Genomic DNA, 24,229 nt, shown 5'->3' with positions numbered 1-24,229 from the left:
CCGGGCGGTATGAATCGTCATCGCAGCACCGCGGCTATTTTGTCCGTACTCTTCATGGGTCTTGGCCAACTGTATAACCGCCAGTTTATGAAAGGATTAATATTGATCGCCGTCGAAGCGGCGGCGCTTGTTTATTTTATACCGAATCTAGGAAAAGCGCTCTGGGGCGTCGTCACTCTCGGCGAAAAAACGCAAGGGCTTGAAAAAGTCGGAAGAATTATGGTGCGGGTCGACGGGGACCATTCGGTCAACCTGCTTATTAGCGGACTTATCACACTGCTCGTCTTGGCTGTTTTTATCATTATCTATGTTATGAATATCCGCGATGCTTATCGGAACGGCAAGTTAAGAGATCAAGGAGTGGCTGCGCCTGATTTTCAGAAGACATGGGCTCACGTGACGGACAAAAACTTCCCGCACTTGATGCTTGCGATTCCGGCGCTGGGCGTATTGTTCCTGACCATCATGCCGATCATCTTCATGATCATGCTTGCCTTCACGAACTATGCGTCGCCTAACCATATTCCCCCGAAATCGCTTGTCGATTGGGTGGGCTTTGAGACGTTTGCGAATCTGCTGACGTTAAAAACATGGAGCAGAACCTTCTTCGGCGTCTTCTCCTGGACGATTATTTGGGCGGTTATCGCTACGGTTACGACGTATTTCGGCGGCATGCTCGTCGCGCTGCTGATTGAGTCGAAGGGCGTACGCTTCAAAAAGCTGTGGCGGACGCTGTTTATTATTCCCTATGCGATTCCTCAGCTCATATCCCTGCTCGTGATGCGCAACCTGTTCAACGGCCAGTTCGGGCCGGTCAACCAATACCTGGGGTATTTTGGCCTTGGCAAGCTGCCTTGGCTGACGGATCCGTTCTGGGCGAAGGTTACCGTTATTCTGGTCAATATGTGGGTCGGCATTCCGGTTTCGATGGTGCTTATACTTGGCGTATTGACGGCGATTCCGAAGGATTTGTACGAGGCGGCGGACGTCGACGGGGCAACCGGCTTCCAGAAGTTCAAAATTATTACGGTTCCGTTCATTCTGTTCTCCACCGCGCCCATTCTTATTATGCAATTCGCCGGCAACATCAATAACTTCAACGTGATTTTCCTGCTGACGAACGGCGATCCGGTCAAGGGCGATTATCAATTCGCGGGAAGCACCGACCTGCTCGTAACCTGGCTCTATAAGCTGACGCTGAACAACAGCCAGTTCAATATGGCCTCGGCCATCGGCATCGTTATATTCTTGATCGTAGCGTCCTTCTCCATCTGGAACTATCGCCGTTCACGGTCATTCAAAGAGGAGGATATGATCCAATGAAAATGGGGCGTAAATCGGCTTCCTTCGTTCGGTTGACCTTAAGCTATCTGGTTCTGATTGCGATCGCCGTCTGCGCGGTATACCCGGCTCTTTGGGTGGTGCTGTCGTCCTTGCGGCCCGGAACTTCACTGTTCAGCACAAGTTTGATTCCGGAGACATTCACGCTTGATCATTATAAGGAATTGTTTACGAATCCGAGCTTCCGCTACGGCGTGTGGTACTTGAACACGCTCAAGATCGCGACGCTTACGATGATATTCTCAACGATCCTGACAACGCTCAGCATGTATGCTTTATCCCGTTTCCGCTTCCGCGGACGGAAGAATACGCTGACGGTTATGCTCGTTCTCGGCATGTTCCCGGGCTTTATGAGCATGATCGCGATTTTTATTTTCCTGCTGCAGCTGAATCTGCTTGATACGCATGCGGCGCTTATTATTGTTTATTCGGCGGGCTCCGTGCTTGGCGGTTTCGTGGTAAAAGGCTTCTACGATACGATTCCGCGCAGCTTGGACGAAGCGGCGAGGATCGACGGCGCGTCGCATTTGCAGGTATTTATCAAAATCATGCTGCCGCTGTCGCGTCCGATGCTGACGTATGTGGCGCTGACGACGTTTACGGGCGCGTGGGTTGACTTTATTTTCGCCAAATTGGTGCTGCGCAGCAAAGAGAACTGGACGCTCGCCGTCGGCATGTGGGATCTGGTTAACTCGTATCAGAACAGCAACTTCACGTTGTTCGCGGCCGGCGCCGTCCTGATCGCGATTCCGATCACGCTCCTGTTCGTCTTCCTGCAGCGCTTTCTGGTGCAAGGCTTGACGTCCGGCGCATCGAAGGGTTAAAGGAGTGAGCTATCGTGAAATGGCGGCGGATTATAACGTTATTGTCGTGTGCGATGTTATTAGCCTTGCTTGCCGCTTGCTCAGACGAGGAAGGAGCAGACGGCGGGAAGGCAACGGTTACGCCTGCGGAGGAAGAGGGCGTTAGCCGGGAACCGGCCGCTGCTTCTTATACGGTAGATGAGCAGCCGGGCGAGGTGTATTATGAAATATTCGTGCGGTCCTTCTTTGATACGGACGGCGACGGGATCGGCGATCTGAACGGCGTGACCGCGAAGCTGGATTATTTGCAGGAGCTTGGCGTCGGCGGAATCTGGCTGATGCCGATCAATGCTTCGCCGAGCTACCACGGCTACGACACGACCGACTATTATGCGGTGAATCCGGATTATGGCACGCTCGACGATTTGAAGCGGCTGCTGGACGAAGCGCATAAGCGCGATATCGAAGTCATCATGGATCTCGTCGTGAACCATACAAGCAGCGAGCATCCCTGGTTTAAGGAAGCGCTGGCGGATGAGAAAAGCCCGTATCGCGGCTGGTATACTTTCGCCGGCGCGGATGATGTGGTGAAGGCGGACGGCGCGGTCGGCGGCGATCCGTGGCACAAATTCGGAAGCCTCAAATATTTGGGCATCTTCTGGGGCGGCATGCCCGACCTCAACTTCGATGAGCCGAAGGTTCGCGAGGAAATGATCAGGATCGGGCAATATTGGCTGGAGCAGGGGCTCGACGGCTTCCGATTGGATGCGGCAAAACATATTTACGCCGATTTTGCATCGACGGCCGTCACGCCGGAGATTCAAGCGAAGAATAAAGCGTGGTGGCAGGAGTTCCGGGCGGGGATGAACGAAGCGAAGCCGGATGCTTATCTGATCGGCGAGGTATGGGATTCTCTCGCTGTGATCGCGCCGTATTTCGATCAAGCGCTGGATTCGGCGTTCCATTTCGATTTGGCCGGACGGCTGCTTAGCGCAGCTGACGGCGAGCAGGACCCGGACCTTGCATTCTCGCTGGGGCGCGCGCACGGCGTATACGAGAAGTCGTCGGGCGGGACGTTCGTGGATGCTCCGTTCTTGAGCAATCATGATCAAAACCGGGTCATGACGGTACTGGGCGGCAATGTTGACCATGCCCGGATGGCGGCGGCGCTGCTGCTGACTCTCCCAGGTACGCCTTATCTGTATTACGGCGAGGAAATCGGCATGCAGGGCGCGAAGCCGGATGAGTATATCCGCGAGCCGATGCTCTGGTACAGCGATCCGAAGGGCGGCGAAGGCCAGACGACGTGGGAGCCGTCACGCCATAACAAGGAGGCGGGGGCCGTATCCGTAGAGGCGCAGTCGGCAGACAGGGACTCCTTGCTGAGCCATTACCGCGAGCTGATCAAGTGGCGGAACGAGGAGCCGGCTCTGCGGGACGGCGGCATCGCGGAATATAAGCCGGATCCGGCGAATCCGAAGCTAAGCGTATATATTCGCGTGACCGGGAAGGAACGGGTGCTTGTCGTTCATAACCTGTCGGGCGAGGCGCAGACGGTTGATTTGTTGCCTTCGGCGACGTTCGGTACGTTCGGGGAGTTCGTTCGCGCGACGGACGGTGCGGCTGTGCTCGAAGGCAGCCTGTTGGCCATACCGGCTTACAGCACGGTTATATTGAAGTGATAAGTGGAGAGTCGCCCTGCGCGGATGCGTATCGGGCGGCTCTTTTTTTGCGTATCGGTCGGCATGCAGCATATGATCGTGCTAATCGGCCCCCTCTACCTTTGGAGGAATGAGGTCGGAAGTGTAACGAGCGGTGGTTTACCGGCTAGCATGAGCGGAGCGAGGTTTAAAGCGGAGAGCTAGCCGGAAAAAGTCCCTCTAATTTCGGCGGAAAGTCGTTGAAAGAGCGGTTAGCAGGAAAACCTCCCTCTAATTCGGAGGTCTAGGTGGTTTTGCTGCGCTATTGCCGGTATTAGCGGGAGAATTTCCTTTTAGATGAAACGGATTCGATGGAGCAGGTCTTTTAACGGGAGAAATTCCCGCTAGACAAGGGGTTACTGGTTGTTGCTAGTCAAAGCGTCCAATCGCCTTCATGCGGCTGCACGCAATGCCGCTGAATACGATCATCGCGGCGCCGCTTACCGTAATGATGACGGCCGGCCCGTAAATATCGGAAAGCGCCGAGAATAGGGCAAGACCAATCGGCGGAGCGACGCTGGTCAAGGCGCCAAGCAGACCGAACACCCTGCCCTGCACGGAGGAGTCAACGGCGACGCGAAGCGCGATGAATATAATCGTCGTGCTAAACGAGAAGAGGAAGCCGACAAGCAGAATAAGCGGCAAGGCGGCTGCAGCGGAAGGCATTTGCGCAATCGCAATGAAGAGCGGGCCCATACCGAGCATGCTGCCCATAATCCATGCCCCCCTTCGCGTTAGGCGCTTATCGAGTTTCATGATGAGAATGGAGCCCGCCACATACCCGAGAGGGATGCAGGCCTCCAATAACCCGAAGACGAACGGCGGCGCCTGCCATATTTGAACGGCCATCACCTGGATAAGCATGAATGTCGACAGGAAGAAGAACATAACGAGCGGCAGCAAGATGACCGCAGCTTTCGCGAACGCATTTTGCCATACGTATCGGAAGCCGACGGCGAGATCCTCCTTGAAAGAGGACTGTTTCCCTGCCGCGGGCGTGTCCGCGGAATAAGGGAACTTCCCCGCGAACAGGAGAAGGCATGCCGACAGCAGAAAGGTTGCTGCATCGATCGCAATCGCAGCGGCGCCTCCGAAGGAAGCGACGGCAATACCGCCCAGCGCAAAGCCTGTGATCCGGACCACGTTATCCGATATGCCGATCGCTCCGACAGCCTGGGTCATCTGCTCGTTCTTGACGATTTCTACGAGCGAAGCTTGGAAGGCGGGGGTTCGGAAGGTTCCTGCGAAAGCGACGAAACCGGTCAAAATAATGATCCAAACGAACGGCGTATCGGGCAAATAGACAAGGATGGCGATTGCGGCTACGAGCGCGAAGCGGATCAGATCGGTTACCCACATTAAGGTCCGGCGGTTTGTTTGGTCCGCGATCGTACCGGCGAACGAGCCGAACAGCATGCTGACGACGAGATGCGTGATCAGAATGGCTGACATCAACTTCGCGCTTCCCGTCGTTTGCAGCACCCACAGGTTAAGCGCGATGCTGTGGAACGTATTGCCCAGCAGCGAAACGCTGTAGCTGATAAAAACGGACAGGAAAGTGCGGTTGCGCCAAATGGACGTCGGGGCGGGCATGGACGAGGCGTTTGATTCTTTCGCTAATTCAAGCATTGCGATTCCTCCATTTACAATAAACTTAAACGTTTAAGTCATTTAAGAAAGAGATGAACCTGATTTATGGTTCATCTATCGTTCGATCTGCCTGCTGCTAACGGCGAATCATTACAGCGAAGCACAGGGGGCTGGTGCTGACCTAAAGATACTGCGTGCCATTAACCATTAACGGCTTTAATCTGAATATATTTTTGTTTCGGGCCGCTCCCCGGATCGTCCAGAAGCTGAAGCATGAGTTCGAATGCCGCTTCCGGCTTCCGGCTGCCGAACGCAATGCGGGAAGCGGCATGCGGTACGATATCGGGGCAGCCTGCCGTGCAGATCACGGCTAGTTTGGCGGGATCGACATGCTGGGCGGCAATGGCGGAAGTGAATTCATTGAGCACAATTCCGGTTCGGTTCGTGTTGATTGCAAGGAATTGCCTAAGCCGTTCCTCGTTCTTCATCACATGAGTCCGATCGGCCGGAATGCCAGAGCTTCGCGTAATCGACGCCGCCAGCTCGGCGTTGTTGAAATCTTCCGCGATAAGGTAGCTCTGTTCGAGATTGACGGAGGCACCCAGCTTCGTGAAGGCATCCTCGTAATCATAGTTCAGCTTATAGAACAGGGGGTCATCGATGACGCTGTCAACCGCAATAAGCGGCACGCCTTCCGAGAAGCGGCTCGAGATCAGGTGGAAGCTTTCTTTCTTCGCGTCGACGACGAACACGCCATCCAGCTTTCGCTCCGAAATAATATCGAGCTTCGGGTTGGCCGCATCGAGGCCGGACAATATGACGTGGTAGCCGCGCTCCGTCAGCAGCCGCTCCAATCCGTCAACAAAATGCGCGTGGCGGAGCCGGCTCCATGAACCATCCGATTCGGGACGGTTGATCAGGATGCCGATAAGGCCGGATTTCTGCATCACAAGCGACCTGGCAGTCAAGTTCGGCACGTAGTTGAGCTGCTTGGCGGCATCAAGCACCCTGCATCTCGTTTCGTCCGGTATTGTCTGGTTCGGCGCGTTGTTGAGCACATAGCTCACGGTCGCGACGGATACCCCGGCGGCTTTGGCGATATCCTTCAGCGTAGCTTTTTTCATAAAGAACGTTCCCTTTCCCGGCTGCTGCGCCATTGAACTTAGATTGCTTGAAAAACGGCCACTTATTTTAACTTAATCGTTTAAGTTATTATGTCATATAAAGGATTCGGTTGTCTAGGAGCCGATGACATTTATTTACTTCGGGTATGGGGAACCTTATCCTAATTTAGGCGAAATTATTGGCTATACGCGCCTGCGGAGAGCAGATAGTCAACCAGTAGGGGGACGGGCGATCTTGAGTAAAAAGACCACCGCAGGTTGTCTCGAGGATTCCCTTCAAGGGGGACAGGACTCTGTGAGATCACACAGAGTTCCAGCTTCTCTGGCGCGCCGATAAGAAAAAGTGTTTCGGAGCTAATGGACCATTTGTGCCAGTGCATAGTACAATGGAATACCGATAATCAGATTAAAGGGGAATGTAATGCCTAGGGAAAGCCCTAAATAAATGGAGGGATTGGCATCCGGCACAGAAGTGCGCAGCGCCGCAGGAGCTGCGATATAGGATGCGCTGCCTGCCAGCGTCCCCATTAAGGCAGTGCCGCCCACTGAAAGGCCTGCATAATTGCCTACCAACACCCCTAAAGACCCACACAGCACCGGCATGAAAAGGCCGAAGAGTATTATTTTCCAGCCATGCTGCTTCACCTCGGGAAGGCGCTGACCCGCGATTAAACCCATATTAAGCAGGAACAAAATGAGAACGCTCTGATAAAGGTCCATGAAGAGCGGCTTAGCAATCGGCACTGCTCCCTCTCCTGCAATCCAGCCGATCAGCAGGCTTCCTGTCAAGAGCAAGACACTTTTGCCGAATAAGCTTTCTCTCATGACTTCATTGGAAAACAAACCGCCGAGGAGCAACGAATTACCTGCTCTAATTCCTATTCTTTGCCGGGCATGAACCATGGCGAGCTCCTTATTCTTCTCCATGAGTTTCAATAGCAGCAGAGAAATGAATATCGCCGGACTTTCCATCAGTACAACTATGACATTCATGTAGCCTTCAAACGATTTGCCGTATGCCTCAAGAAAGGAAATAGCAGCCCCGTAGGTTACAATACTTACTGAACCGTATGTCGCCGCCAGCCCTATGGAATTTTTCAGATCCATCTTCATGAATCGTAAGATGATCATAGCGATGAATGGGATTAATACGCCCAAAAACAAGGTACCCAGAATCGGTTTTAACACAGAGCCTAAAGCGTAGTGAGACAGCTCTATCCCTCCCTTAAGACCTATAGCAATCAGCAGATAGATGCTTAACGCATCACTGAGCGCCGCGGGAAATTTCAGATCGGACTTCATCATAGCTGCTAGGATACCCAATGCAAAAAACAAGACTACAGGTGACAATAAGTTTTGTAAAATAATATCACTCAATATGAGTCACTCCCTCAAGTTCTTTCTCTTTATAAAAAAACCGGCGCATCATCATACTGCCGACACTTAATGTACAGTGAATATGTACACTGTTCATCCGTGTCCGAGCATGCCAATGGCCGGTTTATCTTCAACTGCCTATTGCTTTCGAAGATCTCCCAATTATTAAGTTTCTATTGCTGATTCATTAACTTCTTCTCCATATCCGATGAAAGCTTGAAGACCATAATTCTTTCCCCGGTTTTAGTGCTGATATCTGTATGAAATGCAAGGACTTCTTCGCCTGTCAGCTCCTCAATGATCCGATCTAATTCTTCTCTTCCCGTCTCAATCAAATCGGAGCGAATTTTCTTGATCGACATTAATCCTTCGCTTGTTCCCGAAAGCTTATATTCCGCAGGTGTTAAGATCCCTCTCAAAACTACAATAATCATATCCCGAAGAATATCCGTTTTTACGGTAACTGATCCACGACCTAGAAAATCCTTCTCCCATTGCGTCAGCGCCCTGCTGATTTCTGCTTCCAATCTGCCTTTGGGCATGATGAATTGCCTCCATAATCAAAACGGTATACCCCATCACTATAGCTGTGACGAAGTATACCGATTTATATTCAATCTTGAAATCAAGTTAACCTTTGCATTTTCAGACGGACAATTCACGATTATCCGGATGCTAATGCAGCCCCCATTGAATTCAGACAGATTATCTATCGACCTTAATTAGAAAATATTTTAAATGCATCTCGACAAAAAGTCAAATGCCACTTTCAAAGGTTTAAGTCGATAAGTCATAAAAAGTTTCATTCCCCCTTCATTGAATTGCCTTTTTTAATCTCGAAGGCATGAATATAATGAATGAGTATTTTGAAGGCGTCAACATGGTACATTAAATTGTCGGGTATGCTATATAAAAAAGGACCATATTTACACATTGAAAGGAGAGGTTATGTTGGATTCATTTTGGCTGGAGTATGCATGGACATTACTGATTCTTATCGGATTGGAGGGTTTGTTATCGGCGGATAATGCCCTTGTGCTGGCAGTGATCGCGAAGCACTTACCGGAGGACCAGAAGAAGAAAGCCATCAATTACGGGATTATAATGGCTTTTGTTTTCCGCTTCGCAGCTCTGTTTGCGATTTCTTTTATTGCGAATGTCTGGCAAATACAGGCGATCGGGGCCGCTTATCTTCTGTACCTCGGGTTCAAGCATATTATCAAAGCGCGCTTCGGCAAGGCTAACAGAAATAATCGCGAGGATATTAAAAAAGAAGCTGCAGGAAAAGACTTCTGGCCAACCGTAGGGAAAATTGCTCTCGCCGATCTTGCCTTTGCAATTGATTCTATTCTTGCCGCAGTAGCTCTGGCGCTTGGGCTGCCGGATTCGCCGCTTGGTGATTTCGGCGGTATGGACGGAGGACAATTCATAATTGTCGTGCTTGGCGGAATCGCTGGACTCGTCTTGATCAAATTTGCCGCCACATGGTTTGTAAAGCTGCTTGCTCAACGGCCAGCTTTAGAGACCACGGCTTACGCGATCGTGGCATGGGTCGGCGTGAAGCTTGCTGTGATTACCCTTGCCCATGAAGATATAGGGGTGTTAGCTCATCATTTTCCGCATAGCACGGGCTGGACCCTTATCTTTTATGGCGTCCTGGTTGCGATTGCCCTTCTCGGTTGGTTTGCGCCCGCTAACAAAAAACATTCAAAAGCAGATTATTCCTAGGTTCAACATCCGGAGCAGAAGTGAAATAAACAGGGTATGCACAGGGGACATTCCGCCAGGAATCTGTGGGGGAGCCTGTTATGATGGACCGGACATTCGGACGATAATTATGTTAGGGTCTTTTACGCTGACATACAGTTGTCAGTGTTTTACTTTTAATATTGAATTAATTAAGAAACAACGATGCCGGTCCGACTTCACGATTTTATAAAAGGCTATGTTAAACCGCGTTGTTGATATTTGATAACAAAGGAGATATGGCTTTGGGCAAAAAGGTAGATTATAAAAAAGATTATAAGCAGATTTATATGCCGAAAACGATGCCGGAAATTGTGGCGGTGCCGAGAATGCCATTTTTTATGGTCAGTGGTTCCGGGGATCCTAACGGCGAGGAATTCGCCATGGCAACAGAAGCTTTGTACAGTATGAGTTATGCAGTGAGAATGTCTTACAAAAGTGAAAAAGTGCCGGCTGGATACTATGAATATACGGTTTTTCCGCTTGAGGGCGAATGGGACTTGCTTGATCGGTCAAAGCCCGCGACAGACAAAAGCAATTTTAAATACACAATTATGATACGCCAACCCGATTTTTTGACTGAAGAATATTTCCAACGATTTTTGGAACAGTCGAAAAGGAAAAGGGCAAATCCGTTCCTTGATAAAATTCGGTTTGAACATGTCGAAGATGGATTGAGTTGTCAAATGATGCATATTGGAAGTTTTGACGATGAACCGAAAAGCTTTGCCCGAATGGAAGAGTTTTGTATAGAACAGGGATTTATTCGTTCAAGTAAAATTCATCGGGAAATTTATTTGTCGGATCCCCGTAAGACTGAACCGTCAAAGTTGAAAACGGTGCTGCGATTCCCTGTAGAAAAACTCCATACGGTCTAAATAACGAAACCAAGATGTTACGACTTCGTTTACTAAACAAAAATAACCGGGAAAGCTATTGCTCTCCCGGTTATTTAACAATCACACAATAGAACCCTTATTTAAGAAGCTCTTCGTAAAATTCATTTTCAACAGAAGCAAGTTCCATTAAAGTATCGGAAACGATTTGAAAGTTGTTCTTAACCATGTTGAACTGACATTTCCCGAATAAATGCGCTTGTCTCCGTTTTAGGTCAGATAATTTCTTATTGAAGGGAAGGAAAAAATCCGCGAAATCTCCAGACCGTTTTGAACCCACGCTGAAAACAAAATAAGATAAGTGCCCAATGAAATGAGGAGCTGCGTTTCCGTCATTTATTTTATCGGCTAAAGCAACGATGGCTTCTTTTCCGTAAAGCTTATTTTCCTTCTCCGCATATTCCTGTGATTCTTTGTAAATGGATTTGAAAAATGTGGATGCCCGGTGATAAATCTCTTCTTCTGTTGGGAAAGCAGTTCGTAGCGGAGATGACCAATAACGATAACCATTTGTACGATAGAATACATTTTCCGCTTTCCAAGCCCTTTCAAAAAGAGCGTGTGACAGCGAAACAAATGGAAATCCTGCCGGATCGTGAACATGGATGTACTCATCATCCATGTCGTAAGCCAGGACATAATGATCCACCCCGAAGAGATTCTTATAATCCGGATTATATTGTAAATAACCCATATCAAGAGGTCCGAGTATGACGGGCGCCTTTCGTAAATCTTGCTCTAATTGTTGAAAAGGCAGTTCATCGCCATCTTGGCTATATTTCTCCTTAAATTCGAATCCGAGAATTCGTAATGCCTCACTAATTCCTTTGTCAGGCATTCCAGCCCAACTACTGAAATAGGGTAGATGATCAACCCAAATAGCTCCCAGTCCTACGCCGGTTAAAACTTCAATTTTTGAAGGGGAAATATTCTCTCCGATAGATGCTAATAGCATTGAAGTCGAATTTGCGTAACAATAAGCACCATTTCCAATATATTGGGTCATGAATAAACCTCCGGCAAACGTTAGTTTAAGATTATTGGCAAACAATAATCGATAACAACCTGCTCTTGTTGTTTCTCGTCACCGCGGTAGTATATTTCTATGCAAGGTTTGTCAGCAAGCTGGAAACCGCTATCAGGAAGCCACTCCCCGTATAAATAATCCACTGTCTCCCCCAGCTTCGCGATAGCTAATTCATACGGATTATCTTTACTGACTTCAATCCTGCAAACCGCATACAATCCGCCTTGAATGTCCTGGACACCAATTTCACCGCTTGCTTCAGTGATATCATTCGGTATTGTGAAGGCTGCATCGTACCGACACTTATCGCTCGCTGTAATGTCCGGATTATCATAAGTGATTCCCATGCCTAGAGTGGCCGAAAAAAACAAATTGCGAGAAGCGACCCAATTTTCGACCTTCCTGAATGATTCCGAAATTTCTTGGCTGTAAACCCCTTTTTGGTAACCTGCGAGATGGCGATAATAAGCAACATGGTAGGTTGGCGAAGATTTAATCCTTACATTCTTACTCAAAAGTTCCCTCTCCGTAAGTTTTCCAGGTGTTACTGGATAATCTTTATAATAAAGATCGGGATTATTTTGTTCTTTACTATCTTTGCGATTCATTTTGCGATTCTTGCTAAATGATTCCCTATATGAGGTTGCTGACTTGCCAAAATGAGCTCGAAAAGCTCTCGCAAAAATCGATGACGAGGAAAATCCGCAATTCAATGCGATTTCGGTTACCGTCATATCCGGTTGATAAAGCAGCAAGTTTGCAGCCCTCTCAATCCGTATCCTCTGGATAAAATCATATAGATTCTCTCCCATAATTGCTTTGAATATTCTATGAAAATGGTAGGGAGAAAAATTTGCAACGGATGATAGAATACGGAGACTCAATTCCGTGCCAATATTATTATTGATATAATCGATTACTTTATTGATTCTGGAGACGTATTCCTTTCGACTCATTCTTATCACCTTCAACTCTCAGATTGGATTTTCATCGCAATCCTATTTTACCATACTCAGGAAATTCCTAAGGTTCGACATATTAAGAACGATCGGTCAAAATAATTCTTGACCGTCCGTTCTTAATATGCTAAATTTATTTTGGAAGGAGGGAGGACAAGCTGGCCAGGACAAAGGAATTCGATGAAGATGCCGTTCTGATAAAAGCCATGTGTTTATTTTGGGAAAAAGGCTATGAGAAGACATCCATCCAGGATCTGGTTTCCCATTTGGGGATTCATAAAGGGAGCCTGTATGATACCTACGGGGATAAACATTCCTTGTATGTCAAAGCATTGAAACGCTATATTGAAATGTTTGATCAGGCGATTATCCGTCCGGTGAAGCGACGTATGGCTGATACCCGTTCAGCCAAGGAAGCCATTCGACTGATGCTTGAATTGGCAGTCCTGCAGAAAGACGAGACCCCTGACGGCTGCTTTGCCGTGAATACCGCGATTGAGTTGGCAAAACATGATTCCGAGTCGATCGATTATGTTCTAATGGGATGGTCCAAGGCAGAACGGTTAATACACGACCTTATTGTGGAAGGCCAGCAATCAGGAGAACTTTCCAAGACGCTCAACGCAGAATGGCTGTCTCCTTATTTTAACAATGCAATAATTGGACTTCGCGTTATGACGAAGACGATAACGGACAGAGAAAAATTTCACCAGATTATTGAGATCAATATGTCCGTATTGGAATGAATGGGTCAGTCACTATTGTAAATCTTGATGGAAAGTGACTGATCATTTTTTTTGCCCATATTTGAACGACCGTTCAAATATGTTGAACCTAATACGCAAGCAAAGCTTGCGGTCACCGGTCTAGAGTATAAAACAACGAAATAATTCAATAATAAAATAGTCCAAAATTAAAGGAGAGATACGAAAATGATTAAAATGGAAAAGAAATTGTATACGGCTACCGTAAACGTTCAGGGCGGAAGAGAAGGCAAAGCGGTATCAAGCGATGACAATTTGAATGTGGATTTGAGATATCCGCAGGAATTAGGCGGTAACGGAGCCGGAACAAATCCGGAGCAATTGTTCGCCGCAGGATTCGCCGCATGTTTTGAAGGCGCGATCGGCACCGTTCTTAGACTCAAAAAAATTAAAGCAGAAGGTACGACGATTGCTTCTCATGTTACACTCGGCAAGGATGCCAACGACGGTTATGTACTGGCAATTACGATGGACATCGCGATTAAAGGCGTAGAAACCAGCGTGGCCGAGGAAGTCGTCGCGGAAGCTCATAAGGTTTGCCCTTATGCTAAGGCAACTCACGGCAATATCGAGGTTATATCGAACGTTGTTGGTTAATCATGTTTACGATGATTTGGTTCCCTATCTGGTTACCTCACGGTACGGTTTGATAAGGAGGGGCGGAAATTCTCTGCCCTTTACTACATAGATGAGTAGCGGCTAGAGGGAAAAGCTCCCGCTAAACTGGCCTTTTCGGCATGCAAACGTACTAGCTGGAATTTCTCCCGGTAATTTGCGCTGTTTGGTGGAGAGAGGCGATCATCGCCTTCATTAACGCCAGGTATTCCCTTTAATTGATTGAAAGTGCCGGCAAGGGCAAATTTAGCGGGAGTTTTTCCTGCTCAGAGGCATGAAACGGTTAAATAGACGATGGCGGAAAAAAGTTTTAAATATTCATTGACAGGAATATTCCTTGAATGGTATATTACAAACAAGGGTACGGTACAACAAACGAAACGAGGTGATCCGAAATGAGTTATTCTGAAACAAATGCCTGCGCCGTATTCCATGAAGAATCGGAATTGTTAAAGGAACTTGCAAGCGATGGACGCCGCGACGTTTAGCGCGCTGGCCGAGCCAAACCGCTTGCGGATCGTGGAGCTTCTGTTGGATGGACCGCTCACCGTCGGAGAAATCGCCGACCGGCTGAAGCTCCGCCAGCCGCAGGCATCCAAGCATCTGAAGGCGCTGCTCGAAGCAGGGCTGGTCGAGGTGCATGCAGACGCCAATCGGCGCCATTACAAGCTTCGGCTTGAGCCGCTCCAGGCGCTGGACGGATGGCTCGATACCTTCCGCCACATTTGGAACGAACGGTTCGATAACTTGGAGAAATACCTGCAAAATTTGAGACGGCAAGATAATGAACGGGATTAACATCGATGAGTGAGATGGTTAAAGAAAAAACATCATAAAACCATTATTAGGAGGAATTTTATTATGACGAACAAAATGATTTCGAAGGTAGACGGAAATGTCCTTACGTTGGAGCGTGTATTCGATGCGCCGAAGGAGCTCGTATTCAAGGTTTTCTCCGATGGCGAGCATTTGAAGCAATGGTGGGGTCCGCGCGGCTGGGAGACTACTGTATCCAACATGGATTTCCGTCCGGGCGGCTCCTGGCACTACTGCATGAAATGTATGGATAAAAATCAGGGAGACTTCTTTGGGATGGAATCTTGGGGCAAGTCGGTTTATCGGGAAATCGATGAGCCCGATAAGATCGTTTACGTCGATTATTTCTCGGATGCCGAGGGAATAGAATCGGACGCCATGCCTTCCACGGAATGTACGCTGTCCTTCATCGAGGAGGCTGGTAAGACGAAGATTGTTAACCGCGCCGTGTACGTTTCCGCCGAAGCTCTAAAATCCGTTATCGATATGGGAATGGAGCAGGGGATTACGGAAACTTGGGATCGTCTAGAAGAGTATTTGCAAGTTCGGAAATAATCAGAAAAAGGGGCTGTCTCAAAAGTTCAAAGCAGGTCTGCTCACTTAACAAGACAGCTCGCTTGATGAAGAACGTCAAAAATAAGGAATGGCGGTATCAGGGAGGTCAGCCCTGTACCGCCATTTCTGGTTTTTGGTCGATTGCCGCCTTCTTGAGCAAATTGGGGGCGAGCGAAAGCCACCCGACCTCTAGGCTTACCTTCGGTTAGGCCTCGAAGCAGAAATCGCCGGAATCCTCGGTTGTTCTTCATTTGCTTAAACGCGCTCTCCGGTTCAATCATTCTTCGAACAGATAGCAACGAGACCGTACATATCGGCTGAGCAACGAGCTCTAATGGTCTAACGGTTGCCATAATCGCTATTCGCCCCAAAAAGCCGTTCTTGAAAACCTAACGGTTATAATCGCCGCTATCTGTACTATTATTATCCGAACTCATTAGAAAACAAGGAAATAGGATCTATGACAACCGTTAAATCATGAAAGAGGCTAAAATCGGCGAATTAACGGTAATGGCAACCATTAGAAAAATAATACTCCCTGAAAAGAAAATCTTCGATGCGTTTGCTTCATGCGTTGCTTCAGCAAATACGGAGCAGCCGGTGGCATCCCTAGAACGCAGACAGGGCCTCTGCTTGATAAAAGGTCACAGGAGCCTGTGATCCAGGCAAGCGGAGCTTCCCTTTATTTTAGGAATACGAAGTTCAGTGGTAAACTGGTACGGTACAGTCTAACCCTATGGAGGCGAATAAGAACATGGACTCATTTAAGAAAATGCTGGAGAAATATGCGAATCTGGTTGTAAAAGTCGGCGTCAACGTCCAGCATGGACAAGTGCTGATCGTGCAGTCACCGCTGGAATCGGCGGAATTTACCCGACTCGTCGTGGCCAAGGCGTACGAAGCGGGCGCCAAGCTGGTACAGGTCGATTGGGAGGATGAAGCGATTACCCGCATCCGTTACGAGAAGGCGCCGGAAGACTCCTTCGGCTATTACCCGCAGTGGCAGGCCGACGCGCTGGAGAGGATGGCCGAAGAGGGAGGCGCGATTCTGCATATTAAAGTGCCGGATCCTGAATTGTTCAATGGCATCGATTCAACGAAAGTCGCGACCGCGGTGAAGGCGGCTGCCGTCGCCCGCAAAAATTATCAGGCTTATACCCGTAACAACCGGATCAGCTGGTCGCTGATCAAAGCGCCGACGCGGGCGTGGGCGGACAAGGTATTCGCCGATCTGGCGCAGGAGCGCCGCGTGGATGCGATGTGGGAGGCTGTGTTCCGCATGAACCGGGTGTACAGCGAAGATCCGGTGCAGGCATGGCGCGAGCATATCGCCCATCTGAAAGCGGCGCAGGACCGGATGAACGCCAAGCGATACCGCAGCCTGCATTACCGGGCGCCGGGCACCGATCTGCGCGTGGAGCTGCCGGAAGGCCATCTGTGGCGCGGCGGCGGCGGAGAGAACGAAAGAGGCGTCTATTTTGTCGCCAACATGCCGACGGAAGAGGTGTATTCGATGCCCCGCCGCACCGGGGTGAACGGAACGGTGTCGAGCACGCTGCCGCTTAACCTGAACGGACGGCTCGTCGACGGCATCAAACTTACGTTTAAAGACGGCAAGGTAACCGAATATGACGCGGAATCGGGACGGGAGCATCTGACAACGCTGCTGGAGACGGACGAAGGCGCAGCTTATCTCGGCGAAGTGGCGCTGGTGCCGTATGATTCGCCCATCTCGCGCATGAACCGGATTTTCTACAACACCGGCATCGACGAGAATGCCTCCTGCCATCTTGCGCTCGGCAGCGCGTACCCCTCCAATCTGGAGGGCGGGACCAAGATGGGGCCGGACGAGCTGCTGGCCCGCGGCGCCAATGTCAGCCTGACCCACGTCGATTTCATGATCGGCTCGGCCGAGCTGGACATTGACGGCGAACTGCCGGACGGAACGGTCGAACCCGTCTTTCGGGCGGGGAACTGGGCATAGGGATTCGGGTCCGGCATCACGCTTAAGAAGGCACTGAACCGGGCTGCATGAAGCGGCTGCTAACGGAACGCCAGAAGTCAAAGCGGTTTACACTTGTACAGTCCCTAATAAGGAAGCTCCTGATAAAAGAAATTCGGCAGTACGCGGCTGTTGTCAAAGGACTTATGGAATAGATGAGTGGAGGCAGGGGAGACCGGCGGAATAAGCCATGACCATTCACCGGTGACTCGGCGTCCGCTCATGCGCTCCTTCTCTTCGAATCGTTGAAATTGCGCAGCCGCCGAATGATGATCGACAATGCTGACGCCTGCGGTTTTAAACGAATGAAGGACGGCGATGTTCAGCTCGATAAGCGCTCTGTCTTTCCACAGCGTACTGCTTCTGCTTGTGTCCAGCCCGAGAAGAGAGGCTGTTCTTGGCAGCATATCATAACGGTTCGAATCCGCCAGATTGCGCGCGCCGATCTCCGTTCCCATGTACCATCCGTTAAAAGGAGCGGCCGTGTACGCGATGCCCCCGATTTCCAGCCGCATATCCGCAATCATAGGTACCGCGTACCATTTCAGCTGCAGGTCTCCAAAGGCCGGATATTCCGGATGCGAGAGCGGAACCTCCAGCACGAGCTCCTTCGGGATGTCGTACCGTTTCGGCGGCTTCGTTCCTGTCTGAATGACCAGCGGCAGCACGTCGAACGGGGTACCGGAGCCTTCCCAGCCCAGCTCTATGCAAGCTTTTGTAAAAGCTACGGACGCCGGGTCGCCTAGAATCCCATCCTCACGCTCGTAACCCGCATATCGGATAAGCTGATGATTCCAAATCCGGACCTGTTGTTCCTGCCTTATTCCCGGATTGAATACCGTTATCGTCGGTTTGATTAATCCGTTGTTGGTCGCGGCTTTCATATGATGAAACAGCGCGCCGCAAATATCGTCCTCGAGCTCCAGCTGCCGGGCGTCTATGACCTCAAGCGTCTGCCAGAACAAGCGTCCGATGCAGCGGTTGCTGTTTCTCCACGCCATTTTTGCCCCATGGGACAGCTCCTCGCAGGTGTGCTCATAATAGCCGGTCTTCTCGATATCGGCTTGAATTTGGCGCAGCCTTGCATCAATATGGTCCGCTTTGTCTAATTCCGCATAGCAGGCGGCTATAAATTGTTCAGCTTCGTGAAAGAGCTTCTGTGCCGTATGCAAATCGATTCCCTCTTTAGCTCATGAATTAAGTTTCGTCGTTATTAGTATAACCGACATGCGGCGGAGCCGTACCGGCGTTCAATATTCCGACACAGGAGATGTGGACAAAATAAGGCGGGGATATTAGCATTGGCAGGTACTTGGTTCTTTTGAGTATGAGACGGTTTTTTTGAAAAAAGAAGGCAGCCACCGAGGGAGCGGGGCTGCCATAAAGCATAGTTTATGCGTGTACCTGCCGCAAAACGAGATAGCCGTATGCCGGCAGGGTAAGCTGCAGCCGGCCGGCAGCATCGGTCGCCAGTGACGCGCCGCCGTCACTGCTGCTTGAGAGCAGCGGCGTCCAGGTTGACGCGCCGCCTCCACGAGCAGCGGCTGCAGCTGGCGCAGCAGCAGCCGGTACAGCTGCCGCAGCCGGGTCATCGGCTGCGGACACGGCGCCACCGGCCGCCTCCGCGAAGCCGGTGAAGCCGACCGCATGCGGCGCGGCGTCTGCTGCGGCAGCCTCTACGGCGAAGCGAAGCTCAGCCGCTTCGCTTCGCGCGTTCAGCGCAATGAGCAGCCGCTGATCGCCGTCGCGGCGCTCATACGCGAGCGTGCCGTCTGCGCCGCCGACGTGCACGAAGCGGATATCCGCGCTGCGGAGCGCGCGGAAGCTGTGGCGAAGCCCGATAGCTGCTTTGTAGAACTGCAGCAGCTCCGTATTCTGCTCCGCCGGATCCCACACCATGCATTTGCGGCAGTCCGGATCGCCGCCGCCGCCCATTCCAACCTCATCGCCGTAATAAATGCACGGCGTTCCCGGATAGGTGAGCTGGAACAACGCGGACAGCTTCATCGTTTCGGTATTGTCGCCGCAGATCGTAAGCAGGCGCGGCGTATCGTGGCTGTCCAGCAAGTTAAACGCGGACTCCGTCACCTGCTGCGGGTAGGCGGCGAGCTGGGCGCCGATCGCATCGGCGAAGGAACGCGCATCGATTTTCCGATAGGCGAAGAAATCAAGCACCGCGTTCGTGAACGGATAGTTCATGACCGCGTCGAACTGGTCGCCCTGCAGCCACATCATCGAATCATGCCAAATTTCGCCCAGGATATACGCCTCCGGATTAACGGCCTTCACCGTCCGGCGGAACTCGCGCCAGAACTGGTGATCGACCTCGTTCGCGACGTCAAGCCGCCAGCCGTCGATCCCGATCTCTTCTATCCAGTAACGCGCGACCTCGAGAAGATACTGCTTGACCTCCGGATGCTCCGTGTTCAGCTTCGGCATTAACGGCTCGAACGCGAACGTTTCGTAGGTCGGAACGCCGTCCATGACCTGAAGCGGCCATTCCCGGACATGGAACCAGTCCGCATACTTCGATTGCTGCCCGTTCTTCTGCGCATCGACGAAAGGAGGGAAGGTTTTGCCGGAATGGTTGAATACCGCATCCAGCAAGACGCGTATTCCGCGGGCGTGGCAAGCGTCCACCAGCTCCTTCAGCTTCTCGTTCGTGCCGAAATGCGGGTCCACCTTCATATAATCCTGCGTATCGTACTTATGGTTCGTCGTCGCTTCGAAGATCGGCGTGAAATAAACCGCGTTAATGCCGAGCGAAGCGAGATGGTCGAGACGGTCGAGAACCCCCTGCAGGTCTCCGCCAAAAAAGTTCTGAGGCGTAGGCTCGCCGCCCCAAGGCAGCACATTCCCGGGATCAAGCGACGGATCGCCGTTCGCGAACCGCTCGGGGAAGATTTGATAGAAGACGGCGTCCTTCACCCAGGCCGGCGGCTCGAACACATCGACAGGGTTCATATAAGGAAAGTCGAAGAACGTATTCGGATTATCCGGCAGCGTCGGAACGAAGCCTTGCTCCGTGACATGAACGGTCTCTTCTCCGCTTGTTAAGCGGAACGCGTAACGCAGCCGGCGGAAGGGCGGGATTACGGCCGTCTCCCAATAGTCGAACAGGGCATCGGATGCGAGAAGGCGCATGGCGACGGTTGTGACCGTTTGCGTCCAAGCGTATTTGTCGCCGACAACGGCTTCCGCCGTGTCCGCGTCTCCTTTGGCCGTGCGCAGGCGGATGTGCAGCGTCTTGCCGTCGTAGGCATACGCCCAGTTCTGCTTCGGTCTGTGATAAATCGCTTCTAATAACATTCGTTCATCGCTCCTTCAGGATTTATTCTGCCAATTTGTATCGTAAAACACGAAAAAGGTACAACCTCTGCTTAATAAAGCCGAGGTTGTACCTTTCCCATTGAAAATGTTCAGGCGACGCTCACGCGAAGCACAAGGAGAACATATGGTTGCGGTAGCATTGCCTTTCTATTGTATCTCTCAACAAAATGATTATACATAATTTGCACATTTTGTACTAGTGCCATTTTGTTAAAAAAATTTTAAACGTGTACCGCCTCATGAACCTGAGCTTCCAAGTAACGCTCGCAGTCCAACGCCGCCATGCAGCCGCTGCCTGCTGCCGTAATCGCCTGACGGTATTGACGGTCCTGAACGTCGCCGCAGGCGAACACGCCTGGAATATTCGTCTCGGTCGTACCGGGCTTCACGATGATGTAGCCCTGTTCGTCGGTGTCGATTTGGCCGCCAAGGAAGCCGGTGTTCGGCGTGTGGCCGATCGTGATGAACAAGCCGTCGGTCTCGAGAAGCTCTTCTTCACCCGTTTCATTATTGCGCACCTTCAACCCTTGTAGGCCCATGCTGGCAGCGGCTACTTCGAGCGGCGTGCGGTTCAGGCTCCAGACGATTTTGTCGTTCTGGCGGGCGCGATCCTGCATGATCTTCGAAGCGCGCAGCTCCTCGCGGCGATGAACGAGACGAACCTCGGAAGCGAAGCGGGTAAGGAATACCGCTTCCTCCATCGCGGAGTCGCCGCCGCCGACGACGATAATTTTTTTGCCTCGGAAGAAGAAGCCGTCGCAGGTTGCGCAGGTGCTCACGCCGCGGCCGATATTTTCCTGCTCGCCCGGAATGCCGAGATACTTGGCAGACGCGCCGGTTGAGATAATGATCGAATCCGCTTGAAGCTCGCCAAGCCCTTCGACGTCAAGCGTATACGGCCGTTTGCTGAAATCAACGCTCTTCACGGAGCCGGTCTTGAACGTCGCGCCGAAACGCTGCGCCTGCTTGCGCATATTGGACATGAGCTCGCTGCCGAGGATGCCGTCGGGGAAGCCCGGGAAATTTTCCACTTCCGTCGTCGTCGTCAATTGGCCGCCCGGCTGCCAGCCCTCGATAACGAGCGGCTCCATGTTGGCGCGCGCCAAGTAAATAGCCGATGTCAGTCCCGCGGGACCGGTGCCGATAATTATTGTTTTGTATACCATATCTATTTCCTCCATTCGGAACCTGTGTAAAATAATAAGTACTACTTTAAAATTATTATAAACTGCAATTCATGTCAATATCGTTCATGTAACGTTCATGTTGCTGTTGTATGCTTGATGTCAGGACTCAAAAGTTTAACTGGGGGAACACAATCGATGCCCAAAATTATAGTAGCAGACGATGATTCAAATATCCGGGAGCTGGTCAGCCTTTTCCTGCGAAGGGAAGGATACCAGGTCATCGAAGCGATAGACGGCGTTGACGCGCTGGAGAAGCTGGGGGCGGTGCGAGCGGACCTTGCCATTATCGATGTGATGATGCCCCGCATGGACGGATGGGCGTTGTGCGCATCCATGCGCTCAAGCTATGATATACCGCTTCTCATGCTGACGGCGAAAGGCGAGACCTCGCAGAAGGTAAAGGGCTTCGAGCTGGGTGCGGACGATTATATGGTGAAGCCGTTCGATCCGCCGGAGCTTATCGTCCGCGTTAAGGCGCTGCTCAAAAGGTATCGGATCGCCTCGTCCCAGACGGTGGAGTTTGGCGGTATCCAAATGAATCAGACCGACTTTCATATGACCGCAGGGGGCAAGAAGGTGACGCTGCCGCCCAAGGAATTCGAGCTGCTGTTCAAGCTGGCCAGCTACCCGGGCAAAACCTTCTCGCGCGACCAGCTTATCGAGCAAATATGGGGAATGGATTACGAAGGCGACGAACGGACGGTCGATGTCCATATCAAAAGGCTGCGGGACCGGTTTCCCGAAGAGTCTTGCCGCTTCCGCATCGTAACGATACGCGGGCTGGGCTACAGACTGGAGGAGTGGTTATGATCCGCAGCCTGTACGTCCGGATTACGGCTACCTTCCTTATCATTGTGGTGATCAGCATCGGCGTAGCTTTTTTGTTCACGAACCAGCTGTTCAAGCGGGATGCGAGGGGACAGCTGCCGGATCAGCTGATCAGCTCCATCGACCGGATCGAGCAGCTATATGCCGTATCGAAGCCGGCTTCGATACAGCAGTTTCTGGAAGAAATGTCGTCGCTTCAGGGTCTGTCAATCGCGGCGGTTAACCGTTCCAGTCGTCTCATAATGGTGGGCGGGCGAGCCGAGGCGATGATAGAGAGAATTACATATGAGCAGCTTGTCAGCGTTTTTGGAGGCAACGATGTCAGAGTCAATATGTTCGATCAGGAGAGTGAAGGACCGCCTGCTCCGCCTGCTTACGGCAAGCGCGTGCAATTCGGGAATGAGAGCTGGGCGGTATTCGTGCAGCCGGACCGGTTCCCGCAAACGAGCAATTTTATATGGACGGCCGTCACTCTGCTCGTTACGATTCTGATCGTCGGGGGGGCTCTCATCCTGGTGGCGGCACGGTATCTGGTAAGGCCGCTGAAGATGATGACAAATGCGGCAACCCGGATGGCGGAAGGGGACTTCTCGGTGCGTCTGCCGGAAAAGCGGGGCGATGAGCTGGGCGAGCTGGCGGGCAGCATGAACCGGATGGCGCACAGCCTGTCGCAGCTTGAGCTGATGCGCCAGGACTTTGTCGCCAGCGTATCGCATGAGATTCAATCGCCGCTGACATCGATCGGCGGTTTCGCCGAAGCGCTGCGAAGCGAGGACGTGACGGAAGCGGAACGGGAACGTTACGTGAACATCATTAAGCAAGAAAGCACCAGGCTGTCGCGCTTAAGCGAAAATCTGCTCAATCTGGCATCTCTCGATTCGCAGCAGCATCCTTTTCACCCGGAATCCTATCGTCTGGACCGGCAATTAAGAGATGTCGTGCTCGCCTGCGAGCCTCATTGGCTCGCAAAGAAGCAGACGGTGGAGCTGCTCATGGAAGAGACGGTGATCCGGGCGGATCGCGATCAGCTGAGCCAGGTGTGGATGAACCTGCTGTCCAACAGCATGAAATTCACGCCGGAGGGAGGCAAAATTTCTTTCTCGCTGACGGAGCAGGACAGCTTCGCCGTCGTGAAGATTACTGATACGGGCGTCGGTATCCACGAGGAGGACCGGGAGCGGTTGTTCGAGCGGTTCTATAAGGGCGATGCCTCCAGGGAGAGAAGCAAGGGCGGCAGCGGGCTTGGATTGGCTATCGCGAAGAAAATCATCAATATCCATGGCGGCAGTATCATGCTCGATCCGCACGTCAACCAGCTTGCCGGCGCAAGCTTTATCGTACGTGTCCCCCTTGTGGCGCAAGCTTAAACCAAACGCTATGCTTTGAAATGGCGCCCGTTAGACAGCGGCGGCAGCCCTTCAAGGCATTGTCACATCCTTCGTTTCGAAAGCCTTGCGGGGGTCGGCGTATTGCTTTGGACCTGTAACCCATACATGAAATGAAGTTGTACAGAGCGCGATCCTCTTTACATATTTATATTATTTCTCTTACAACCGCTTTACGCTGGTC

21 protein-coding genes and 2 pseudogenes are annotated in these 24,229 nt (G+C 51.2%); 13 read left to right on the top strand and 10 right to left on the bottom strand.

What is annotated here, in order from left to right:
• Nucleotides 1–9: 9 nt before the first annotated feature.
• The 3 genes from H581_RS0125610 to H581_RS0125600 are packed head-to-tail and all read left to right on the top strand — an operon-like array spanning nucleotide 10 to nucleotide 3,826.
• Nucleotides 10–1,323, top strand: a complete 1,314-nt coding sequence (locus H581_RS0125610) for a carbohydrate ABC transporter permease (protein WP_028612484.1) — start codon at nucleotides 10–12, stop codon at nucleotides 1,321–1,323.
• Between the two features lie 2 nt (nucleotides 1,324–1,325).
• Complete coding sequence (locus H581_RS0125605; RefSeq protein WP_036720253.1) at nucleotides 1,326–2,165, top strand: sugar ABC transporter permease; 840 nt, start codon at nucleotides 1,326–1,328, stop codon at nucleotides 2,163–2,165.
• Nucleotides 2,166–2,179: 14 nt separating this feature from the next.
• Entirely contained in the window at nucleotides 2,180–3,826 is a 1,647-nt protein-coding gene (locus H581_RS0125600) for an alpha-amylase family glycosyl hydrolase (protein ID WP_342663451.1), read from the top strand.
• 387 nt (nucleotides 3,827–4,213) lie between these two features.
• Here H581_RS0125600 and H581_RS0125595 read toward each other — a convergent pair whose 3' ends face one another.
• The 4 genes from H581_RS0125595 to H581_RS0125580 form a co-directional block, all read right to left on the bottom strand.
• Nucleotides 4,214–5,473, bottom strand: coding sequence for an MFS transporter (locus H581_RS0125595; protein WP_028612481.1), 1,260 nt, complete (start codon nucleotides 5,471–5,473; stop codon nucleotides 4,214–4,216).
• A gap of 161 nt (nucleotides 5,474–5,634) precedes the next feature.
• A complete protein-coding gene (locus H581_RS0125590) occupies nucleotides 5,635–6,558 on the bottom strand; it encodes a LacI family DNA-binding transcriptional regulator (protein WP_028612480.1) in 924 nt (307 codons plus the stop codon).
• A gap of 354 nt (nucleotides 6,559–6,912) precedes the next feature.
• Entirely contained in the window at nucleotides 6,913–7,935 is a 1,023-nt protein-coding gene (locus H581_RS0125585; RefSeq protein WP_028612479.1) for a sodium-dependent bicarbonate transport family permease, read from the bottom strand.
• Between the two features lie 173 nt (nucleotides 7,936–8,108).
• Complete coding sequence (locus tag H581_RS0125580) at nucleotides 8,109–8,477, bottom strand: Na-translocating system protein MpsC family protein (protein WP_028612478.1); 369 nt, start codon at nucleotides 8,475–8,477, stop codon at nucleotides 8,109–8,111.
• 409 nt (nucleotides 8,478–8,886) lie between these two features.
• On the opposite strand from H581_RS0125580, the gene H581_RS0125575 reads away from it, so the two are divergent.
• Both H581_RS0125575 and H581_RS0125570 read left to right on the top strand, forming a co-directional pair.
• Complete coding sequence (locus H581_RS0125575; protein ID WP_028612477.1) at nucleotides 8,887–9,663, top strand: TerC family protein; 777 nt, start codon at nucleotides 8,887–8,889, stop codon at nucleotides 9,661–9,663.
• 263 nt (nucleotides 9,664–9,926) lie between these two features.
• Nucleotides 9,927–10,559: a GyrI-like domain-containing protein gene (locus tag H581_RS0125570; RefSeq protein ID WP_028612476.1), complete on the top strand. Its 633-nt coding sequence runs from the start codon at nucleotides 9,927–9,929 to the stop codon at nucleotides 10,557–10,559.
• A gap of 97 nt (nucleotides 10,560–10,656) precedes the next feature.
• Here the strand turns inward: H581_RS0125570 and H581_RS0125565 are convergent, their stop codons facing one another.
• Together H581_RS0125565 and H581_RS0125560 are read right to left on the bottom strand one after the other, a co-directional pair.
• Nucleotides 10,657–11,583 (bottom strand): ATP-binding cassette domain-containing protein, encoded by a 927-nt coding sequence (locus H581_RS0125565; protein ID WP_028612475.1) that lies wholly within the window; start codon nucleotides 11,581–11,583, stop codon nucleotides 10,657–10,659.
• Nucleotides 11,584–11,603: 20 nt separating this feature from the next.
• Nucleotides 11,604–12,560: an AraC family transcriptional regulator gene (locus H581_RS0125560; RefSeq protein ID WP_028612474.1), complete on the bottom strand. Its 957-nt coding sequence runs from the start codon at nucleotides 12,558–12,560 to the stop codon at nucleotides 11,604–11,606.
• A 209-nt stretch (nucleotides 12,561–12,769) separates the two neighbouring features.
• Between H581_RS0125560 and H581_RS39385 the strand changes: the two are divergent.
• From H581_RS39385 to H581_RS0125540, 5 genes and pseudogenes are all read left to right on the top strand, one after another.
• Nucleotides 12,770–12,874 (top strand): annotated as a pseudogene (locus H581_RS39385) (TetR/AcrR family transcriptional regulator); the annotation flags it as partial.
• A 6-nt stretch (nucleotides 12,875–12,880) separates the two neighbouring features.
• Complete coding sequence (locus H581_RS0125555) at nucleotides 12,881–13,309, top strand: TetR family transcriptional regulator C-terminal domain-containing protein (RefSeq protein ID WP_245600174.1); 429 nt, start codon at nucleotides 12,881–12,883, stop codon at nucleotides 13,307–13,309.
• A 186-nt stretch (nucleotides 13,310–13,495) separates the two neighbouring features.
• Nucleotides 13,496–13,924 (top strand): organic hydroperoxide resistance protein, encoded by a 429-nt coding sequence (locus H581_RS0125550; RefSeq protein WP_028612472.1) that lies wholly within the window; start codon nucleotides 13,496–13,498, stop codon nucleotides 13,922–13,924.
• A 486-nt stretch (nucleotides 13,925–14,410) separates the two neighbouring features.
• Nucleotides 14,411–14,740 (top strand): ArsR/SmtB family transcription factor, encoded by a 330-nt coding sequence (locus H581_RS0125545; RefSeq protein WP_028612471.1) that lies wholly within the window; start codon nucleotides 14,411–14,413, stop codon nucleotides 14,738–14,740.
• Nucleotides 14,741–14,803: 63 nt separating this feature from the next.
• Complete coding sequence (locus H581_RS0125540) at nucleotides 14,804–15,313, top strand: SRPBCC domain-containing protein (RefSeq protein ID WP_028612470.1); 510 nt, start codon at nucleotides 14,804–14,806, stop codon at nucleotides 15,311–15,313.
• A gap of 106 nt (nucleotides 15,314–15,419) precedes the next feature.
• Here the strand turns inward: H581_RS0125540 and H581_RS39765 are convergent.
• Nucleotides 15,420–15,609 (bottom strand): annotated as a pseudogene (locus H581_RS39765) (transposase); the annotation flags it as partial.
• A 458-nt stretch (nucleotides 15,610–16,067) separates the two neighbouring features.
• On the opposite strand from H581_RS39765, the gene H581_RS0125530 reads away from it, so the two are divergent.
• Nucleotides 16,068–17,297 (top strand): aminopeptidase, encoded by a 1,230-nt coding sequence (locus tag H581_RS0125530; RefSeq protein WP_028612468.1) that lies wholly within the window; start codon nucleotides 16,068–16,070, stop codon nucleotides 17,295–17,297.
• Nucleotides 17,298–17,401: 104 nt separating this feature from the next.
• On the opposite strand, the gene H581_RS0125525 is transcribed toward H581_RS0125530, so the two are convergent.
• From H581_RS0125525 to trxB, 3 genes are all read right to left on the bottom strand, one after another.
• The gene (locus H581_RS0125525) at nucleotides 17,402–18,487 is read right to left on the bottom strand and encodes a nitric oxide synthase oxygenase (protein WP_028612467.1); all 1,086 of its coding nucleotides are present in this window, start codon (nucleotides 18,485–18,487) and stop codon (nucleotides 17,402–17,404) included.
• A gap of 220 nt (nucleotides 18,488–18,707) precedes the next feature.
• Complete coding sequence (locus H581_RS0125520; protein ID WP_028612466.1) at nucleotides 18,708–20,624, bottom strand: glycoside hydrolase family 13 protein; 1,917 nt, start codon at nucleotides 20,622–20,624, stop codon at nucleotides 18,708–18,710.
• Between the two features lie 242 nt (nucleotides 20,625–20,866).
• Nucleotides 20,867–21,811, bottom strand: coding sequence for a thioredoxin-disulfide reductase (trxB, locus tag H581_RS0125515; RefSeq protein ID WP_051251369.1), 945 nt, complete (start codon nucleotides 21,809–21,811; stop codon nucleotides 20,867–20,869).
• A gap of 156 nt (nucleotides 21,812–21,967) precedes the next feature.
• On the opposite strand from trxB, the gene H581_RS0125510 reads away from it, so the two are divergent.
• Nucleotides 21,968–22,642 carry a response regulator transcription factor gene (locus tag H581_RS0125510; protein WP_028612464.1) on the top strand — a complete coding sequence of 225 codons (675 nt, stop codon included), beginning with the start codon at nucleotides 21,968–21,970 and terminating at the stop codon, nucleotides 22,640–22,642.
• Nucleotides 22,639–24,027 carry a sensor histidine kinase gene (locus tag H581_RS0125505; RefSeq protein ID WP_028612463.1) on the top strand — a complete coding sequence of 463 codons (1,389 nt, stop codon included), beginning with the start codon at nucleotides 22,639–22,641 and terminating at the stop codon, nucleotides 24,025–24,027. Before H581_RS0125510 ends, H581_RS0125505 begins: the two co-directional genes overlap by 4 nt.
• The last annotated feature ends 202 nt before the right edge of the window (nucleotides 24,028–24,229 follow it).

The sequence above is a fragment of the Paenibacillus harenae DSM 16969 genome (genome assembly GCF_000422465.1).
Lineage (GTDB): Bacteria > Bacillota > Bacilli > Paenibacillales > Paenibacillaceae > Pristimantibacillus > Pristimantibacillus harenae.
This window is presented reverse-complemented; position numbering and strand designations above follow the sequence as displayed.

What these genes read in the sequence shown, in the direction of transcription:
- H581_RS0125520 (WP_028612466.1), bottom strand. Translation starts at nt 20,624, where the DNA reads ATGTTATTAGAAGCGATTTATCACAGACCGAAGCAGAACTGGGCGTAT.
- H581_RS0125560 (WP_028612474.1), bottom strand. Translation starts at nt 12,560, where the DNA reads ATGAGTCGAAAGGAATACGTCTCCAGAATCAATAAAGTAATCGATTAT.
- H581_RS0125545 (WP_028612471.1), top strand. Translation starts at nt 14,411, where the DNA reads ATGGACGCCGCGACGTTTAGCGCGCTGGCCGAGCCAAACCGCTTGCGG.
- H581_RS0125510 (WP_028612464.1), top strand. Translation starts at nt 21,968, where the DNA reads ATGCCCAAAATTATAGTAGCAGACGATGATTCAAATATCCGGGAGCTG.
- H581_RS0125550 (WP_028612472.1), top strand. Translation starts at nt 13,496, where the DNA reads ATGATTAAAATGGAAAAGAAATTGTATACGGCTACCGTAAACGTTCAG.
- H581_RS0125595 (WP_028612481.1), bottom strand. Translation starts at nt 5,473, where the DNA reads ATGCTTGAATTAGCGAAAGAATCAAACGCCTCGTCCATGCCCGCCCCG.
- H581_RS0125540 (WP_028612470.1), top strand. Translation starts at nt 14,804, where the DNA reads ATGACGAACAAAATGATTTCGAAGGTAGACGGAAATGTCCTTACGTTG.
- H581_RS0125610 (WP_028612484.1), top strand. Translation starts at nt 10, where the DNA reads ATGAATCGTCATCGCAGCACCGCGGCTATTTTGTCCGTACTCTTCATG.
- H581_RS0125580 (WP_028612478.1), bottom strand. Translation starts at nt 8,477, where the DNA reads ATGCCCAAAGGCAGATTGGAAGCAGAAATCAGCAGGGCGCTGACGCAA.
- trxB (WP_051251369.1), bottom strand. Translation starts at nt 21,811, where the DNA reads ATGGTATACAAAACAATAATTATCGGCACCGGTCCCGCGGGACTGACA.
- H581_RS0125530 (WP_028612468.1), top strand. Translation starts at nt 16,068, where the DNA reads ATGGACTCATTTAAGAAAATGCTGGAGAAATATGCGAATCTGGTTGTA.
- H581_RS0125505 (WP_028612463.1), top strand. Translation starts at nt 22,639, where the DNA reads ATGATCCGCAGCCTGTACGTCCGGATTACGGCTACCTTCCTTATCATT.
- H581_RS0125605 (WP_036720253.1), top strand. Translation starts at nt 1,326, where the DNA reads ATGGGGCGTAAATCGGCTTCCTTCGTTCGGTTGACCTTAAGCTATCTG.
- H581_RS0125590 (WP_028612480.1), bottom strand. Translation starts at nt 6,558, where the DNA reads ATGAAAAAAGCTACGCTGAAGGATATCGCCAAAGCCGCCGGGGTATCC.
- H581_RS0125565 (WP_028612475.1), bottom strand. Translation starts at nt 11,583, where the DNA reads ATGACCCAATATATTGGAAATGGTGCTTATTGTTACGCAAATTCGACT.